The organism is Roseibium porphyridii (assembly GCF_026191725.2).
Lineage (GTDB): Bacteria > Pseudomonadota > Alphaproteobacteria > Rhizobiales > Stappiaceae > Roseibium > Roseibium porphyridii.
This window is the reverse complement of record NZ_CP120863.1, coordinates 1,715,889-1,733,025: the sequence shown is the minus strand read 5'-3', so window position 1 is coordinate 1,733,025 and position 17,137 is coordinate 1,715,889. Positions and strand designations below refer to the sequence as shown.

The window sequence follows — 17,137 nt, the reverse complement described above, 5'->3', positions numbered from 1 at the left end:
GCCTCTTCCGCGTTGCGGTCGAGTAAACCAAAAAAAACAAATTGACATTTTGGCCCAACCAATTCAACCTTTGAAGGACAGAAAGAGCCAAATACTGAGCATCTCAGGCTCTGGGAGGAGATTTAAGGCACATGAATCTCGGAAAAGCCGAAAACCAAAAAGACAATGTGAAGGCAGATGAAGAAGATCGTCCGAACATTATCTTTATCATTACTGATCAACAGCGCTTTGATACGATTGCGGCCCACGGCCACGATCATATGGAGACACCGCATCTGGACCGTCTGGTCAGCGAAGGTGTGTCCTTTACAAACTGCCACATCACAGCAGCGAGCTGCGTGCCGTGCCGTGCGAGCCTTTTCACCGGCTACTATCCTCACGTGAACGGAGTGCTGGAAAACGAACAGTTGTGGCAGCACACATGGGTCGAGAAGCTGCGCGACGCCGGATACACATGTGTCAATGTCGGCAAGATGCACACCAATCCCTTTAACGCGGATGCAGGGTTCGACGAGCGCTACATCGTCGAAAACAAGGACCGCTATTTGCAGGGCCGCTGGTACTTCGATGAATGGGATAAAGCACTTGCCGCGCATGGATTGGTGAAACAACAGCGCGAAAAGTATCGGGAAAGGGACGATTACGGTCGGGCGCTTGGTGCTTTCGAATGGGAACTGCCGGAGAACCTGCATTCAGACGTCTTTGTCGGCAATTTTGCCAAATGGTGGTTGGACACGAAACCGAAAGCAGAACCGCTTTTCATGCAGATCGGATTCCCCGGTCCGCATCCCCCCTATGATCCAACGCCCAGATTTGCCGAACGGTACATGGGCAAAAACAACATACCAGCCCCAAAAGTCAGCGATACCGACCTTTCAGGGCAACCGTCTTACCTTGAGCACAAAAGGGTGCACGACGCAGAGGTGGACCACGATTCCATCCTTTGGAACCCTGACAGATCCGACGAAGACATACGCCGGATGCGCGCTTACTACTACGCCAATGTCACGATGATCGATGAAAGCATTGGCCGGCTAATGCAGTCGCTTGAAGACAATGGTTACATCGACAACACGGTCATTATCTTTGTTTCGGATCACGGAGACTGTCTGGGGGATCACGGCGTGTCTCAGAAGTGGTCGATGTATGACGTGGTGACCAAGGTCCCGGCGATTGTATGGGCGCCTAAACGCTTCGAAGGATCGCGTACGCTCGATGGGCTTTGTCAATTGTTTGATTTTGGTCCAACCATTCTTGAACTGGCCGGGCTTGCCGTCCCTGACGACTACGAAGCTCAAAGCCTCCTGCCTGCCCTAAAAGGTGAAGACTGGACGCCCCGGGAACGCGTTTACTGCGAACAGGCCGGAGACATGGCGCTCACAGGCGCTGACTTCATCACCATGGTTCGCGATGAAAGATACAAGCTCGTGCATCTCATGGGCTCTCAGGAAGGTCAACTTTTCGACCTTAAGACCGATCCGGATGAAATGATCAATCTATGGGATTGTGAAGCCCACGCCGAAATCAGAACCAAAATGAAAGAGGACATTTTGAACTGGTTGATCGCAAGCAATCACAAGACACGCGACAGGTTCGCGCTCGCTCGTTAGCGCAAAAAAGGGAATTCACTCACGCGAAGCGGAAACAATACTGAACCATACATCGGGAGGAGAAGATGTCTTTATTCAAATCAACGCGCAGGACGATCCTTGGATTGGCCGTAGCAGCCGCCGCAACCCCCGGCTGGCTCGCGCTCGGCACATCTGAGGCAGCCGCAGAGTTTCCGACCAAGCCGATCAAGGTCTATGTCGGTTTCAAACCAGGCGGTCGCACGGATACCATTGCCCGCAAGATCTCGCAGTACATCAATGACAACGAGTTGCTCGCGCAACCCATGGTGATCGTGAACAAGCCCGGCGCTGCATCGGCAAACGCTGCCCGGGAAGTCCTGAGCGCTGACCAAGATGGCCACACCATCATGCATTGGTCGCATGGAATGCTGATTTCAAATGCGTTGGGCGTCAATGAGATCCATCCGGAGGATTTCACGTCTCTCGGCTTTTCAGGTGGCGGCAGTCCGGTCTGGGCCGTCAGGAGCGATTCTGAAATCAAATCCCTCAACGACCTGGTCACGAAACTCAAGGCAGAGCCTGAGAGCCTGGTCGAGGCAGTTGGCATTGGAACCGTGCCGCACCTTATCGGCGCATGGCTGGCTGATTCAGCCGGGTTCAAAACGCGTTTGATTGGTGCTCCCGGTGGTGCAGACCGACTTGCCAGATTGATTGGAGGCAACGCGGATATCGCCCTGTTTTCGGCTCAGGAATATAAGAAGTTCCAGCCGAACGGCGTGAACGCAGTTGTGTTTTTTGGGGCTGAACGCCTCGCCAATCTGCCGGACGTGCCGACAGCCAAGGAACTCGGTTATGACGTGGTCTGGGCAAATCCCGCCTGGTGGCTCGGCCCAAAGGATATGGATCCGGAGGCCGCCGAAAAACTCTCTGCGGCGATCAAGACCGCCATTGAGAGCGATGAGATGAAGGCATGGTTTTCAGAAAACTCTCTTGATCCGTACTGGACGGCCGGACCTGAAGCAACAGAACAGTCCCTGGCTGTTCTGACGACACTGAAGAAGGTCGCGGAAGACAACAACATCAAGAAATAGGCGCCAGTCATTACCCGTGGCTCGTCAGAGCCACGGGCGGATAGTGCGGAGGAACAAAACTATGTCGGCCAGACAAACGGCGAAGATGGAGGTCTTCGTGGGCGTCGCCCTCATTCTATTCAGCGCTGCAATCTATTCCGCTGCGGGGTCCCTTCCGCCGCCGAACTTCGAGCCACTTGGATCAGCAGCTCTGCCGCGCATATTGGCCGCTATCATGGCTGGTCTTTGCCTGATCATGATGCTCCGCGGTTTCCGCACCCTGCGAGCACCGGCACCGTCTCTGAACAACGCATCTGCAAAGGGCGAGGACGCCCCCGACTTACCGCCTCAAAGACCATACCTCTCTGCAATCGTATTTGTCTGCACGGTGTGTTTTGTCGCCGCAATGGATCTGAAGCTCCTGTCCTTCCCACCTGCAGGCATCGCTTTCATGTCTTTGATCCTCTTTTTGATGAACGACATGAAGGTAAGGCAATTACCTCTAATTGTTGGGTTTTCCGCGGCACTGGTTCTATCCAGCTACTGGGTCTTTACCCGGTTCTTCTTTATCGACTTGCCTTAAGTGAGAGGAACGCAGGTATGCAGCCTTTCTTGGATTCCCTGTTTTATCTACTTCAGCCATTGCCATTCTCGCTTGTCTTCCTGGGTGTCGCACTGGGCATCGTTGTGGGCGGAATTCCCGGTCTGACGACCACGATGCTTATTACGCTCACACTGCCACTGACTTTTTTCATGGACAGCGTGAACGCAATCATCTTGCTGATCGGTATGTATGTCGGGGGTATCTCAGGCAGTCAGATTTCAGCGACACTTTTGCGCATGCCAGGCACCCCATCATCGATCATGACGACCTTTGATGGCTATCCGCTGACACTCAAGGGCCGTGCGGAGCGTGCGCTCGGTCTCGGCATTACCGCTTCTTTTGTCGGAGGCATTGTCTCCTTTCTGTTTCTTGCTGTCCTTGCGCCTCCGTTTTCTCGGCTGGCCGTAACTTTTGGCCCCTGGGAGTATTTCACAATGGTGCTGATGGCACTGGTGATGCTGTCAAGCCTGAGTCAGGGATCGCTGCTGAAGGGCTTGATCGCCGCCTGTTTCGGGATGCTTCTGCACATGCCGGGCATCGACCCCTCGGCCGGCATAACCCGATTGACATTCGGATTTGAATCGCTCGAAAGCGGCCTCAGTCTCCTGCCGGTTTTGATCGGTGCCTTCGCGGTCAGTCAGATATTCAAGGACATCATCAACATTGACATGCGTCCACCGCGCGCCAAACTCGGCCGCCGAGGCATGTTGCTGTCATTCGGTGATTGGACCCGTTTCGCACCGAATTTTCTCCGCTCGAGCCTGGTTGGCACATGGGTGGGGATCCTCCCCGGCATCGGCGCAAACATTGCGTCGATGCTGTCCTATTCCATGGCACGAAGCGCCTCTAAGGAACCCGAAAAGTTTGGCACGGGCCACGAACCCGGCGTGATCGCCGCTGAAACCGCCAACAATGCATCCGTAGGCGGTGCATTAATTCCGCTCATCACTCTTGGCATTCCAGGCTCGGTGGTCGACGCCATCCTGATTGGGGCATTGATCATGCACAATCTGGAACCCGGGCCGCTCTTGTTCATCTCCAACCCGGAAATCGCCTACGGCGTGATCACGGCGTATCTGGTTGGCAATGTGATCATGTTCGCCATCATGATGTTCGCGGTCGTTTACATTGCAAAAATGCTCTACGTACCAAGATCGTACCTGCTCGCCTCGATACTCCTCTTCTGCGTTATCGGTATTTTTGCGGTCGCCAACAGCTTCTTCGATGTCTGGATCATGCTGGCACTCGGTGTCGTCGGCTTCGTTATGGAACGCGCTAAAATGCCGCTCGGGCCTTTTGTAATCGGCTTTGTCCTTGCGCCGATCGCGGAAGAACAATTGCGATCCGGCCTGATGTCGACCGGGGGCAGCATAGAACCCTTGTTCACACGCCCGTTTGCTGCGGCGTTTCTCGCGATCTCCGTATTGTCGCTCTGCTGGCCCCTCCTTCAGGCCTGGTTGAAGCGCCGAAGACTTGCGTCCGCGTAACAGGTTCCCTCAAGGCTAAGAAAAGAAACGGGCCAGGCGATATGGCAACAAAACCCAATATACTCTGGTTCTGTGCCGATCAGATGCGATATGACACGATTGCATCGCTCGGGAATAGCGAGATACGCACACCGAATATCGATCGGCTCGTGGCTAGCGGAACAACCTTCGAAAATTGCTATGTGCAAAACCAGATCTGCACACCCAGCCGGGCCAGTTTTCTGACCGGCCGCTATCCGGCTGCACATCAGGTCTACCGAAACGGGAACAGCCACTTTCCCGTTGAAGAAAAACTGATCACCAAGACATTCGACGAAAATGGCTATGATTGCGGGCTCGTCGGGAAACTGCATCTGTCGACAGCGGCTCATCTTGAATCAAGGCCCGATGATGGATACCGGCACTTCGAGTGGTGCCAGAACCCCGCTTGGGAGCGGGTACCGGCCAGCAACGCATATTGGACCTGGTTGCGAAACAAGGGCGTTGACCCGAAAATGCTGTTTTCTGACGCCAAGCAGTATTTGCGCATTGGACCCGAACCGGAGTTGCATCAGGCAAACTGGATTGCCGAACGCGCCATATCTTTCATGGAAGAAGCGCGCTCGGGGCCCTGGCTCTTGAGCCTCAACCCCTTCGATCCGCATCCTCCCTTCGACCCGCCGGAAAGGTTCCTTGCCAGATTTGGAGACGGCGAAACGCTGACACCGCCGCTTTTCCGGCAGAGCGACATTGCACACCAAGCCCGTTTTTTTGATGTCAGGACACAAAAACGGGTCGCTGTGAACCCTGTTCTGTCGCCTGAAGAAAAACGAACTCAGCAGATCGAGGAAGGCGACATTCGCGGATCGAAACCACCTGATCGATTTGACGGAAAAAAGGTGAAGGCGGCCTACTATGCCATGATTGAAAACCTCGATGCCGCTTTCGGTCGCATCCTGGATCATCTGGAAAACACCGGCGCGATCGACAACACGGTCATTATTTTTACGAGTGATCATGGCGAATTGCTCGGCGACCACGGTCTCATCTACAAAGGTTGTCGGTTCTTCGAGGGGCTGGTTCGCGTACCTCTCATCTTTGCCGGCAAGGGAATTGGCAAAGGTCATCGCTCCAGGGCGATGGTTGAAACAATCGACATCGCGCCGACATTGTTGGACTTGGTCGGACTGGACATCTCTCCCGCCATTCAAGGCAAATCACTCGGCCCTTTGATGACCGGGAAATCCATTCCGGATACGCACAAGGACTGCGTGGTAACCGACTTTAACGACTCGCTCGGCAACAGCGCCGTCACTCACTACACCCAGGCAAGCATGACTTGCGATGGCCGCTACAAGCTGGCGGTTTACCACTCGCATCCCGGCCTCGGTGAGTTGTTTGATCTGCACGAAGATCCCGACGAATTTGTCTGCAGGTGGAACGATCCCGCCTATGCCTCCCTGAAATCGGATTTGCTCGCACGCCATCTCGACCGCATGATGGGCACGGTACCTGCCGGACCTGAGCGAGTAGCGCCTGCTTAGGGGAATTGAAATGCCCCAAACCCTGACTTTTTTTGTCACGCTCAGATCGCCTTATTCCTACCTCGCGGCCGAGCGGATTGCTCAAATAGTCGCAAAAAGCGGTGTCCAACTGGATTTTCGCCCCGTCTATCCCCTGGCAATCCGGAACCCGGAATTTTTCAGCAAGGCAAACCCTGCCTTGCTCAGCTACCTGCGGCGCGATGCCGAAAGGGTCGCCGTCATGAATGAAATCCGGTTTTCCTGGCCGAACCCTGATCCAGTCGTGCAGGATCTGGACACCGGCGAAATCGCCGATCACCAGCCTTACATCTATCGATTGACACGTCTGTGCGCAGCGGCCTGCAGGAGCGGAGAAGGTTTTGAATGCCACAGGCGCTTATCCGCATTGTTGTTCTCGGGCACTCCCGGCTGGCACACCGGTGACCAATTGGCGGCCGCGATGTCGCATGCCGGGCTCGACTATTCAATGTTGGATCAGATGGTCCGCGATGATCCTCACCAGTTGGATGCGGAGCTCGGGCAAAATGCAGAGCTCCAGAAATCGCTTGGACACTGGGGCACACCAATGGTCCATGTGGCCGGCGAAACATTCTTCGGACAGGACCGGCTGGATATGTGTGTTTGGCATATGATCCGGCAAGGTCTCTTACCTGCCGGTGCGGACCGTGCTCTCCAAAAAGAACCAGATTCCGACATTTCATAAATTGGTTAGACCAATCTATATTTTTGTATATAATGGTCATACCAATTTCACCGGAATGGTGACAGTCTCACAACGGATCGGAACGGAAGATGCAGAGGACAGGTGCAGATATCATCGCGGACGCAATCGACAGCCAGGAGGATGTGGATCACGTCTTCTTCGTTGATGCAGTCCTTCGGCACACCTTGATCGAGTTGGAGAAGCGCGGTGTAAAACGCATTTTGGCACATAGCGAAAAGGCAGCGGCCTATATGGCTGACGGCTACGCGAGAGCCAGCGGAAAGACAGGTTTTTGCATGGCTCAGGCTGTTGGCGCTGCCAACCTCGCCGCCGGGCTGCAGGATGCGTATCTCGATCGCGTTCCGGTTGTCGCTATCACAGGACGGAAACCCGACACCCATCAGCATCGGAACGCTTACCAGGAGGTGTCACACGCACCACTTTACCAGCCGGTGACGAAGTTCACCGCAGAGGTTCGCACGGTCGACCAGCTGCCGCGGTTGCTGGGACATGCGCTGCGTGCCACCAAGACTGGAACCAGAAGACCAGTGCATCTCGACTTGGATGGCCTCAAAGGTGACCGCGTTGAAGAGGTAGCCTATGACGGACGTCCGGCCGACATCGCATTCTCCAGTTCAGGAGCAACACTCAACAGCACCGCCCATCCGGAAGACATTGCAAATGCCGCGTCTTTTTTGGAATCTGCGTCCAGGCCAATACTGGTTTGCGGCGTGACAAGCCTCTATGAAAACGCCGGTGACGCAATCAAGGTTTTGGCCGAAAAACACGCCATTCCTATTGCTACATCTGTGGGCGGGCGTTCAGTTGTTGAAACCTCACACCCAAACCACATTGGCGTTGTCGGCACTTACTCGGCACCTTATGCCAATCGCCTACTGAACGAAGCAGATCTTGTCATCTATGTCGGATGCCATGGCGGCGATCAGATCAGTTCAGACTGGACAATCCCCGCACCCACCACACAGGTCATTCAAATTGACGCTGATCCGATCGAACTCGGCCGCGGGCACCCCAACACCTGCGGCTTGGCAGGTGATCTCACTCTAAACTGCCTTGCTTTGGCGAAGAACAGCAAGATCACACACGACCGCAAGGCCTGGCTGGATGCTTGCTCAGATGAGGCACGTAACTGGCTGCAGAAGGCGATCAGCAAAAGCAAGGAGCCTAGAGACCTAATTCCCGCCGAGTTGCTCGCCCATGAGGTCGGGAAAGCTCTCCCCGAGAACGGGATACTTGTTGCGGACACAGGTTTTTCCGCAACATGGACAGCGCAACTCACCGAATTCCGTCAGCCCGGCCAGAAATATCTTCGCGCAGCAGGTTCCCTGGGCTGGGCATTTCCAGCTGCGATCGGCGCTCAATGCGGCGCCATGGACCAGCCGGTATTGTGCTTTTCAGGAGATGGCGCGTTTTACTATCACATGGGAGAGCTTGAGACCCTCAAGCGCTGGAACCTGCCTCTGGTCACTGTCATCAACAACAATTCAGCACTCGGACAGGGCCTGCGCAGCGTGAAAAAGCTGTACGAGAACCTGGATGGCAGGATGGGTGATCTAGTGGAATTCCATCCCACCAATTTTGCCGAGCTTGCCAAAGTTTTCGGTATCGATGGCTACCGCGTGGACAGGGCAAACGAGATCGGTGGCATCATAAAAACCGCCCTAGCCAACAAAAGACCCGCAATTATCGACGTTGTTACGGACCCGGACTGCAATCCGGAACCGGCCTGGAAGATATAACATGACAACCTATGACAATGTGACAATCGTCGGTGCGGGTCTTCTTGGCCATGCGCTTGGTCTTGTGCACGCTCTTGGCGGATGCAGGGTTATTCTGCAGGACATTTCAAAGGAACGTCTGAACTGGGCTGAAGGACGGCTACCAGCGTTGCTGGACGACCTCGTCGAATTTGGCTTGATTGAAAAGACTTCAGCAGAAGCAGCGCTCACCCGCATCAGCACAAGCCACGAGCTCAATGAAGCTGTTGCTGAGGCCGATCTCATCGTCGAGGCAATCGTCGAGGATGCTCATGTCAAACAGGAATTATACTGCAGGCTCGAACCACTTGCCGGTCAGAACGCTGTCCTTGCCAGCAACACTTCATTCCTTGATATCTTCCCGCTTGTACCGCCAGCCTTGCGCGCGCGTTCCTTGATCGTCCACTGGTACACGCCACCTTACTTGATCGATCTTGTCGACGTTGTGCCATCACCTGTTGCCGATCCAGAGGTCGCGACAAAGATGGTCGGCTTTCTGCGCGGAATTGGCAAGAAACCGGTTCTGCTCAAGAAATTTGTTCCGGGCTATATCGCCAACAACATCCAGATGGCGATTGAAAGCGAAGTGTTCCGGCTTCTGGATACAGGTGTTGCCGACATTGTCGATATCGATGATGCCTTACGCTTTGGCCTGTCTCAGCGTCTCAGCCTCATGGGTCAGTTCAAAAAGATTGACTACACCGGCCTTCAGGTTGTGCGCGATATTCATGCGACGGGTCTCTATACGCCGCCGGGCAAGCCAACCGGGACACCCAAGCTGGATGAAAAGCTGGCCGACGGAAGCAGTGGCGTTCTGGCTGGCAGTGGATTTTACGACTATGGCGATACGGACTCGCAGGAACTTTTCAAGCGTAGAGACAGCAAACTCGCCCGCCTGAAATTGCTCATGTCAGAATTTGAAGACGATCTGTGACCGCCAGTCGTCAATAGCTTAGGAACCGGGCAATCATCCAGTCAATGTGATATTGCATTGCCGTGCGGGCAGCTTGCGGGCGCCGCGCCGTCAGCGCGTCGGTAATTTCCTGGTTGTTGTCTACGACTTTCAAGCGGTTTTTCAACGACCTTGTTCCGCGATACCATCCCTCCCACAGCTTGCCGCTCTTCTGCTCCCAAAGAAAGTCAAGCAGTTCAGGAAAAAGGCTGTTTTCCGACGCGTGGGCGATACTCATGTGAAAAGCGCGGGTTGCCTCATGAAACTCGGGAGTATCGTCCGGAGGGACCGCAGCGTTGGCCTGGTTGGCGTGAACAATACGGGAAAGACTTTGCTCAGATGCGTTTGACGCTACTAAAAAACAGGCTTCACCTTCTATAAGCCTGCGCATTTGCAGCACTTCGTAAGGCCCAGGAGTGCTCTTGATCGCTTGCAAAAGCGAAATGTCATCATTTTGGTTGGGCATGACATACGCACCGGAACGATCGCGTATCTCGATGAGCCGCGCAGCTTCCAAAGCAAGCAGAGCTTCACGAACGGTTGTGCGGCTGACGTCAAAATGAGACGCCAGTTCTCGTTCTGCAGGGAGGCGGCTCAAAGGTTTATAATCGCCGTCCTCAATCTTCTTCTTTATTAGAGAAACAACCCGTTCATACGTTCGTTGCACCATATGAAGTCCAAAAATTATCGATTTGCCGACCTTCGTTTTACCAACTCAAACAGAACTTTACATCTGCCAATTTGGGTCGAGCATCTAAGATAGGACTTCCAAATTCATTTTGCTCCTCATGGATCAATCCGGCATCCGCAAAAATGATCAGCCCAACCTGAGCAGTCCGACGTTATGTGCAGTAAATCGGAGGATCAAAGCTCGGAAGCAAGCGTCTCAAGCTGGAAGAGATTGGTGCGAAGTTCAGCTCTGGTGAGGGATGCAGGCTAACAGGTAAACGGCAGTTTCCGAGCTAAGCGATCATTGGCAGCAATGTCGTTTCGCTGTGTTTTGCACGCTCTCCTAAGACAAGAAGCTATCGAGCAATCAAATGCACCGATTGCAGCGAAGAATAACCTCAATAGGCTGCACAGACTACCAGCAGCAAAACCCACCGTCGACGAGAAGATCAACGCCGGTGCAATAGGAGGCGGCGTCGGACAAAAGGAATACTGCCGGTCCGACCATTTCGTTGACATCAGCCATCCTCTGCATCGGGGTCTGGCTTTCGAAATCCTTGGTTTGATGCACCATTTCCGGGCGCGTGTTCATCGGTGTGGCTGTGTAACCTGGAGAAATCGAGTTGACCCGTATGCCGCGATCGACCCATTCCATTGCCATGGATTTCGACATGTGAATGACACCAGCCTTCGAGGCGTTGTAATGCACTTGCATCAGGCCCCGGTTCACAATCACACCTGACATTGAGGCGATGTTGACGATTGACCCACCGTGCCCGTGGGCCAGCATGGCACGCGCCTCGGCCTGGCAGGAAAGCCAAACGCCCTTCATGTTGATGTCCATCAACGTTTGATATTGCTCCTCGCTCATGCTTTCGCAAGCCTCGGCATTGGCGATGCCAGCTGCATTGAGCGCCAGGCGAAGTGGGCCGAGTTCCGCTTCGGTGCGCTCCACTGCTGCGGCCAAGTCCGTTGCCGATGTCACGTCTGCCGTGATTTGAATGGACTTACGTTTCGTTGCCGCGATGAGTTCCGCAGTATCCTGAAGGCCGCCATCGGAGCGGCGATCCACGAGCGCCACATCGGCTCCACATTGCGCCAAGCCAAGCGCAATCCTCTGACCGATGCCGCTGCCGGCACCAGTCACCAGTGCCGTGCGATCAGACAGATCGAACAACGCCGGTGTATTCAGGTTCATAGTCGACATGGGAAGCCTTCTCGCTCTTTCGCCATTCGTTGTTACATCGTTGCCAGTTCCATGACCGAGACGTCGTTTGCCTCGCCCCGGTTCAATATTCCGGAAAGCTTGCCCTGAGCCATGACCATCACGCGATTGGATACTCCAAGCACTTCTTCCAGGTCTGAACTTATCACGATGACCGAGACGCCTTCCCGAGCCAGACCGACTATAATGTCGTAAATTGAAGAGCGCGCGCCGACGTCGATCCCGCGCGTCGGTTCATCCAGAACAACCACACGCGGATTTCGGGCAAGCCATTTGGCAATCACCACCTTTTGCTGGTTCCCGCCCGATAGTTCGTCGGCATTCTGATGGCTTTGCCCTTTGACTCCAAACTTCAATATGCCACCGTCAGCAAATGCGCGGGCGCGTTTTCTGGTAACCCAACCTTTCCGGGCCACCTGGTTCATATTCGCATACGCGAAGTTTTCAGCGATCGAATGCGGTAACACGAGGCCCTGCTGCTTGCGGTCCTCCGGCACCAGAACAATGCCATTGCGGATGGCATCCCGCGGTTTTCGGGGCGAAATGTCTTTTCCATCAAGCAGGACCTGCCCCTTTGAGACCGGATCGACACCTACGATGGCCCGCGCGAGCTCCGTGCGGCCCGCTCCCACCAGTCCGGCAATGCCGAGTATTTCCCCCCGGGCGACATCGAAGTTGATGCCCGTAAAGCTTCCAAGCCCCGAGGACAGGTCACGGACTTCAAGCACGGTGCGGTCTTGTGGACTGGGAATCGGAGGGAACATACGTTCCAGGCTTCGGCCCACCATGGCTTCAACTATTGTTCGAACCGGGACGTCCGCGTTTTCAAATTCCTGAACCTTGGAGCCGTCCCGCATGACAACAATGCGGTCGGCGATCTGTTTGATCTCTTCAAGCCGGTGCGAAATATAAATGATCCCCACGCCGTCCTGTTTTAACCGTTCGATCTGCTCGAACAGTTTGATGGTTTCATCTCCACCCAACGCTGCAGTCGGTTCGTCCAGTATCAAAAGCCGGGCGTTGAGCGTCAGCGCTTTTGCGATTTCTATCAATTGCTGGTTGGCAGTGGACAGGCCCTGCACAAGACGCCGAGGTGAAATGTCGAGACCAAGACGTTGTAGTCCCGCATGAGCCCGTTGTTCCATGGTCTTGCGATCAACGACGCCAGCCTTCTTGGGATAGCGGCCAACAAAAAGGTTCTCGGCAATCGAAAGATGCGGCAAGAGCAGAAGCTCCTGATGGATCATGCCGACACCGGCGTCGATCGCCTCACGTGGACTGGCGGGCGCGAAGACCGCGCCCTGCCACTTCATTTCCCCGGAACTTGGGAGAATTGTCCCGGAGATAATGTTCGAAACCGTCGATTTGCCTGCACCGTTTTCCCCCAGAAGCGCCACAACTTCACCGGCTTTGATGTCCAAATCAATTCCGTGCAGGACTTCGATCGGCCCGAAGGACTTTCGAACATTCCTCAGCGAAAGGAGCGGCGTGGACTCTTCAGCCGTCATGGTCTTGGCGCTTTCAGCTTTCCTAGGCAGGCAGGGTTTCTTACGGGTGCTTTTCCACGAACTTCGCCGCGTTTTCACACGTTGTCAGTACAGCGTTCGGGATCTGACGTGCTGGCACCGAAGCGTCATTGGCAACTGCGATTGCGGAGTTAACAGCCAGAACACCCATAGCCTGCGTGCTTTGTGTAGCCGTCACGATGAAAGGCGTGTCACAAGCCACCAGCGATTCCAGCGCAGCACCGTCGCCGTCATATCCGCCAATGATGACTTGATCGGCAAGACCTGCAACTTCTACTGCCTTTGCAGCCCCCATTGCCAGACCATCGGCTTGACCAAAAATGATATTGATATCGGGATTGGCCTGCAACATGTTCTGAGCGATCTGAAAGCCTTCGTCGGGAGACCACTGCTGGCTCCACTGTTGTGCCACCAATTCTACGCCCGGATTCTCGTCAATGGCCATCTTGCAGCCTTCGAAACGCTGAACTTCCGGTGTCGTGCCTTTCTGACCATGGATGACAACCATTTTGCCTTTGCCGTCTGCAAGGCCGATGATGTGATCGCAGACCTGATAGGCGGACAGAACATTTTCGCCATAAATCACTGTGTCACCCGGCTCGCCTTCCGGCTCACGGTCGACGTTGATAACGGGTATGCCTTCGGCGCGTGCCAGACGCGTCGGAACAGCGGCCGCAGCGGCACCGGCAGGAATATAGATAAACGCGTCAATGCCTTGGGTGATCAAATCCTGAACCTGGCTCACCTGAGTGGCAGTGTCGTTCTTTGCATCGACAACAATGACCTCAATGCCCAGTTTGCCGGCATAGCCTTCAACACCAAGCTTGATCTGGTTGAAGAAGTCAGCTTGCAGATTTGGTACCGCGAGGCCAATCTTTTTGATGCCAATTCCTTCGGCAAAGGCGGCGCCTGATGTCGCAACCATCGCGGCTGCGACGATCAAGCTCTTAAAACTGGTTCTCATGGTATCTCCTCCTGGTTTGGTGGTCCGTTTCATTTTGTTGGACCTTTGGAAGTCCGAGCATTCGGACCATTTGAAAACTTTGAAAACCTGGGGTTGGTGTCATCGGAACTCATCGTGAACCACGGTGCTTGAAGGTTTCGGCGGCCACCGCCAGAACGATGACAAGACCGATAATGACGGCTTGAAGGAACGGAGACACACTGAGAAGATTGAGACCGTTGCGCAGTACGCCGATAATCAGGACGCCTATGATCGTGCCGACCACTCCTCCCGTTCCACCGGACAGGCTGGTGCCTCCAATCACAACTGCAGCAATTGCATCCAGTTCATAAGCGACACCCGAACTTGGTTGCACCGAGTCCAGGCGGGCGGCCAGCAAAATACCGGCCAGCCCTGAAAGAACGGCGCACACGACATAGACCATAACCGTGGTAAGTCGGACGTTGATGCCCGCAAGCCGGGCCACCTCAGGGTTGCCCCCGATCGCGTAAAGAGATCGGCCTTCTTCACGAAACCGCAGAAACAGCATGGCGACTGCGAAAACAACAAGCATGACCGCTACGGTTACAGTCAGAAATCCGAAGTGCCGGATAATGGCTCCCAAGTTGAACCAGGTCGGAAACCCGATGATCTGAGATCCATTGGTAATCATGTTCGCAAGTCCGCGCGCTATCGACATCATTGCCAAGGTCGCAATGAACGCGGGAACCTTAAACTCGGTTATCAGCAGCCCCGACACGGCACCCGCCAGGGCCGCCGACAGCAGAGCGCCGGTGATGGCCACGCTCATGGGCAGGCCGGCCTCAACATTGAGGTACCCCAGCACCATCATTGACAAGGCAAGGATCGACCCGACTGACAAGTCGATACCGCCGATCAGAATGACGAAAGTCATACCAACAGCCATGATGCCGAGAACCGTAATCTGATCGGCAATGTTCAGGAAATTCCGAAAGGAAAGGAAAGAGTCGGTTGCAAAAGACAGGAATGCGCACAGCACCAAAAGCCCGATCAAAGGCCCTGTCGCCCCGCTGAGCGAAAATAAATCCGAATATTTCGGCTTTGCCTCCGACTCGGTAGACGTCGTCATTAGTTCGTTATCCTCCCGTATCGCATATTTATTCATGTGCGATATTTATTTCGTACCTGCTTCTTTTTCGCCTGTCAATTGGGCAAACAAACCAAATTCTCCAAACCACTGAGCTGCCGACTGGATTAGGAAGTCGCTTGACACTCGCTTTGTTTGCATGTTTTTTTGCATGTGAATTTTTATACACAGGCCAACGATGAACACGCATGATCTTCAAACAATTGCAAACCGCATCAGACGACGTGACCTGCAAGCCGTCTTTGATGCAGGGGCAGGACATATCGGTGGAGAGCTTTCAGTCATTGATCTGCTAACGGCCTTGTACTTCAAGATCATGTCCGTTGATCCGGATGATCCATTGGCTCCGGACCGAGATCGGTTCGTTTTGAGCAAAGGCCACACCGCGCTCGCGCTTTATACAGTTCTGGCTGAAAAGGGATTTATTCAGAAGGATGAGATCTCGACCTTCCTGAAACCTCATTCACGGCTGAACGGGCATCCAAACCGCACAAAGGTCCCGGGTGTGGAAACCAATACCGGTCCGTTAGGGCACGGGTTACCCATTGCTGTTGGCATGGCAATGGCCGCAAAGCTGAGCGGGGCATCCTGGCGAACGTTCGTGATTACCGGCGATGGTGAAATGCAAGAAGGCTCAAATTGGGAAGCAATCATGAGTGCTGCGCATTTCCAATTGGGAAACCTGTCACTGATCATCGATCACAACCGACTGCAACAGGGTGCGCGTCTTGAAGAAACCAATGACATTGCACCGTTCAGACCCAAGCTCGAAGCCTTTGGATGGACCGTAGAGGAGATTGACGGTCACGATATGGATCAGATTTGCGCAGCGCTCGCTTCAGTATCAATAACGACGAACAAGCCAAAGTGTATCGTTGCTCACACGAACAAGGGACACGGTGTCTCGTTCATGTCCGACAATGTGGCTTGGCACCACAAGGTACCAAACGAAAGTCAGTACAAACAGGCTATGGCTGAACTGGAAAAGGCGGCGCCATGAATGCAACCTTCGATACAGCCAAATTGCATGACTGCCGGGATGCGTTTGTCGGAGCACTGGAACAACTGGGTGCAGCCAACGAACACATTGTTGCTGTATGCAACGATTCAGTTGGATCGTCCAAACTTGCAGGATTTCGTGACAAATTTCCGGACCGATTGATCAATGTCGGCATCGCCGAACAGAACATGGTTGGTGTCGGTGCCGGACTTGCAAATGGCGGAAAGATACCGTTCGTTTGCGCCGCATCACCGTTTCTGACCGGTCGTGCGCTGGAACAGATCAAAGCAGACGTCGCCTACTCTGAAGCGAATGTGAAACTGGTCGGCATCAGCTCCGGTCTTGCCTATGGTGAACTGGGCGCTACACACCACTCGATTGAAGATTTTGCCTGGGTGCGTGCCCTCCCCAATGTCCCTGTGGTTGCACCAGCAGACCGAAATGAAACAGCTGCGGCCATCAAATGGGCTGCAGACTATCAAGGTGGTCTTTTCCTGCGTCTGAGCAGAGTTGGCGTGCCGGACCTGTTCCCGGAAGATCACGTTTTTAAACCAGGGCAAGCCAATCTGCTGCGCAGTGGCTCAGACGTGACCATCATCGCCAACGGAACTTTGACTTATCGGGCGATGATTGCGGCGGAAATGCTCGACTTGCAAGGGATATCGGCGCGCGTTTTGAATATGGCCACGGTGCGCCCAATCGATACTCCGTCAATCGTCAATGCAGCTACCGAGACCGGTGCCATTGTCACATGCGAAGAGCATACGGTGTATGGCGGGCTTGGCAGTGCAGTCGCAGAGGTTGTCGTGGACGAATGCCCGGTTCCTATGAAACGCCTTGGCGTTCCGGGTATCTTTGCGCCCACAGGGTCAGCCAATTTTCTGCTGGACGAATTCGGAATGTCACCAGAGGGTATTGCCGGAAGTACCGCTGATCTGTTGAAGCGCAAAGGATAGG

15 protein-coding genes are annotated in these 17,137 nt (G+C 54.3%); 10 read left to right on the top strand and 5 right to left on the bottom strand.

The window, feature by feature from the left end; all coding sequences use genetic code 11:
* Nucleotides 1-131 precede the first annotated feature (131 nt).
* The 8 genes from K1718_RS08020 (at nucleotide 132) to K1718_RS07985 (ending at nucleotide 9,670) form a co-directional block, all read left to right on the top strand.
* Nucleotides 132-1,610, top strand: coding sequence for a sulfatase family protein (locus K1718_RS08020; RefSeq protein WP_265683611.1), 1,479 nt, complete (start codon nucleotides 132-134; stop codon nucleotides 1,608-1,610).
* 65 nt (nucleotides 1,611-1,675) lie between these two features.
* Nucleotides 1,676-2,662: a Bug family tripartite tricarboxylate transporter substrate binding protein gene (locus K1718_RS08015; RefSeq protein WP_265683609.1), complete on the top strand. Its 987-nt coding sequence runs from the start codon at nucleotides 1,676-1,678 to the stop codon at nucleotides 2,660-2,662.
* 61 nt (nucleotides 2,663-2,723) lie between these two features.
* A complete protein-coding gene (locus tag K1718_RS08010) occupies nucleotides 2,724-3,224 on the top strand; it encodes a tripartite tricarboxylate transporter TctB family protein (RefSeq protein ID WP_265683606.1) in 501 nt (166 codons plus the stop codon).
* Nucleotides 3,225-3,241: 17 nt separating this feature from the next.
* A complete protein-coding gene (locus K1718_RS08005) occupies nucleotides 3,242-4,732 on the top strand; it encodes a tripartite tricarboxylate transporter permease (RefSeq protein WP_265683605.1) in 1,491 nt (496 codons plus the stop codon).
* A 41-nt stretch (nucleotides 4,733-4,773) separates the two neighbouring features.
* Nucleotides 4,774-6,255: a sulfatase family protein gene (locus K1718_RS08000; RefSeq protein ID WP_152500436.1), complete on the top strand. Its 1,482-nt coding sequence runs from the start codon at nucleotides 4,774-4,776 to the stop codon at nucleotides 6,253-6,255.
* Nucleotides 6,256-6,265: 10 nt separating this feature from the next.
* A complete protein-coding gene (locus tag K1718_RS07995) occupies nucleotides 6,266-6,958 on the top strand; it encodes a DsbA family protein (protein ID WP_265683602.1) in 693 nt (230 codons plus the stop codon).
* A gap of 89 nt (nucleotides 6,959-7,047) precedes the next feature.
* Nucleotides 7,048-8,718 (top strand): thiamine pyrophosphate-binding protein, encoded by a 1,671-nt coding sequence (locus K1718_RS07990; RefSeq protein ID WP_265683600.1) that lies wholly within the window; start codon nucleotides 7,048-7,050, stop codon nucleotides 8,716-8,718.
* A gap of 1 nt (nucleotide 8,719) precedes the next feature.
* Nucleotides 8,720-9,670 carry a 3-hydroxyacyl-CoA dehydrogenase family protein gene (locus K1718_RS07985; protein WP_265683598.1) on the top strand — a complete coding sequence of 317 codons (951 nt, stop codon included), beginning with the start codon at nucleotides 8,720-8,722 and terminating at the stop codon, nucleotides 9,668-9,670.
* A gap of 10 nt (nucleotides 9,671-9,680) precedes the next feature.
* Here the strand turns inward: K1718_RS07985 and K1718_RS07980 are convergent, their stop codons facing one another.
* The 5 genes from K1718_RS07980 to K1718_RS07960 form a co-directional block, all read right to left on the bottom strand.
* Entirely contained in the window at nucleotides 9,681-10,358 is a 678-nt protein-coding gene (locus K1718_RS07980) for a FadR/GntR family transcriptional regulator (protein WP_265683596.1), read from the bottom strand.
* Nucleotides 10,359-10,772: 414 nt separating this feature from the next.
* Complete coding sequence (locus tag K1718_RS07975; RefSeq protein WP_265683594.1) at nucleotides 10,773-11,564, bottom strand: SDR family oxidoreductase; 792 nt, start codon at nucleotides 11,562-11,564, stop codon at nucleotides 10,773-10,775.
* A gap of 32 nt (nucleotides 11,565-11,596) precedes the next feature.
* Nucleotides 11,597-13,090, bottom strand: coding sequence for a sugar ABC transporter ATP-binding protein (locus K1718_RS07970; protein ID WP_265683591.1), 1,494 nt, complete (start codon nucleotides 13,088-13,090; stop codon nucleotides 11,597-11,599).
* Between the two features lie 40 nt (nucleotides 13,091-13,130).
* Nucleotides 13,131-14,072, bottom strand: a complete 942-nt coding sequence (locus K1718_RS07965; RefSeq protein WP_265683589.1) for a substrate-binding domain-containing protein — start codon at nucleotides 14,070-14,072, stop codon at nucleotides 13,131-13,133.
* 109 nt (nucleotides 14,073-14,181) lie between these two features.
* Complete coding sequence (locus K1718_RS07960) at nucleotides 14,182-15,162, bottom strand: ABC transporter permease (protein WP_265683587.1); 981 nt, start codon at nucleotides 15,160-15,162, stop codon at nucleotides 14,182-14,184.
* A gap of 196 nt (nucleotides 15,163-15,358) precedes the next feature.
* On the opposite strand from K1718_RS07960, the gene K1718_RS07955 reads away from it, so the two are divergent.
* Both K1718_RS07955 and K1718_RS07950 read left to right on the top strand, forming a co-directional pair.
* Entirely contained in the window at nucleotides 15,359-16,180 is an 822-nt protein-coding gene (locus K1718_RS07955) for a transketolase (protein WP_152500427.1), read from the top strand.
* A complete protein-coding gene (locus K1718_RS07950; protein WP_265683585.1) occupies nucleotides 16,177-17,136 on the top strand; it encodes a transketolase family protein in 960 nt (319 codons plus the stop codon). The genes K1718_RS07955 and K1718_RS07950 overlap by 4 nt, the downstream gene beginning before the upstream one ends.
* Nucleotide 17,137 lies beyond the last annotated feature (1 nt).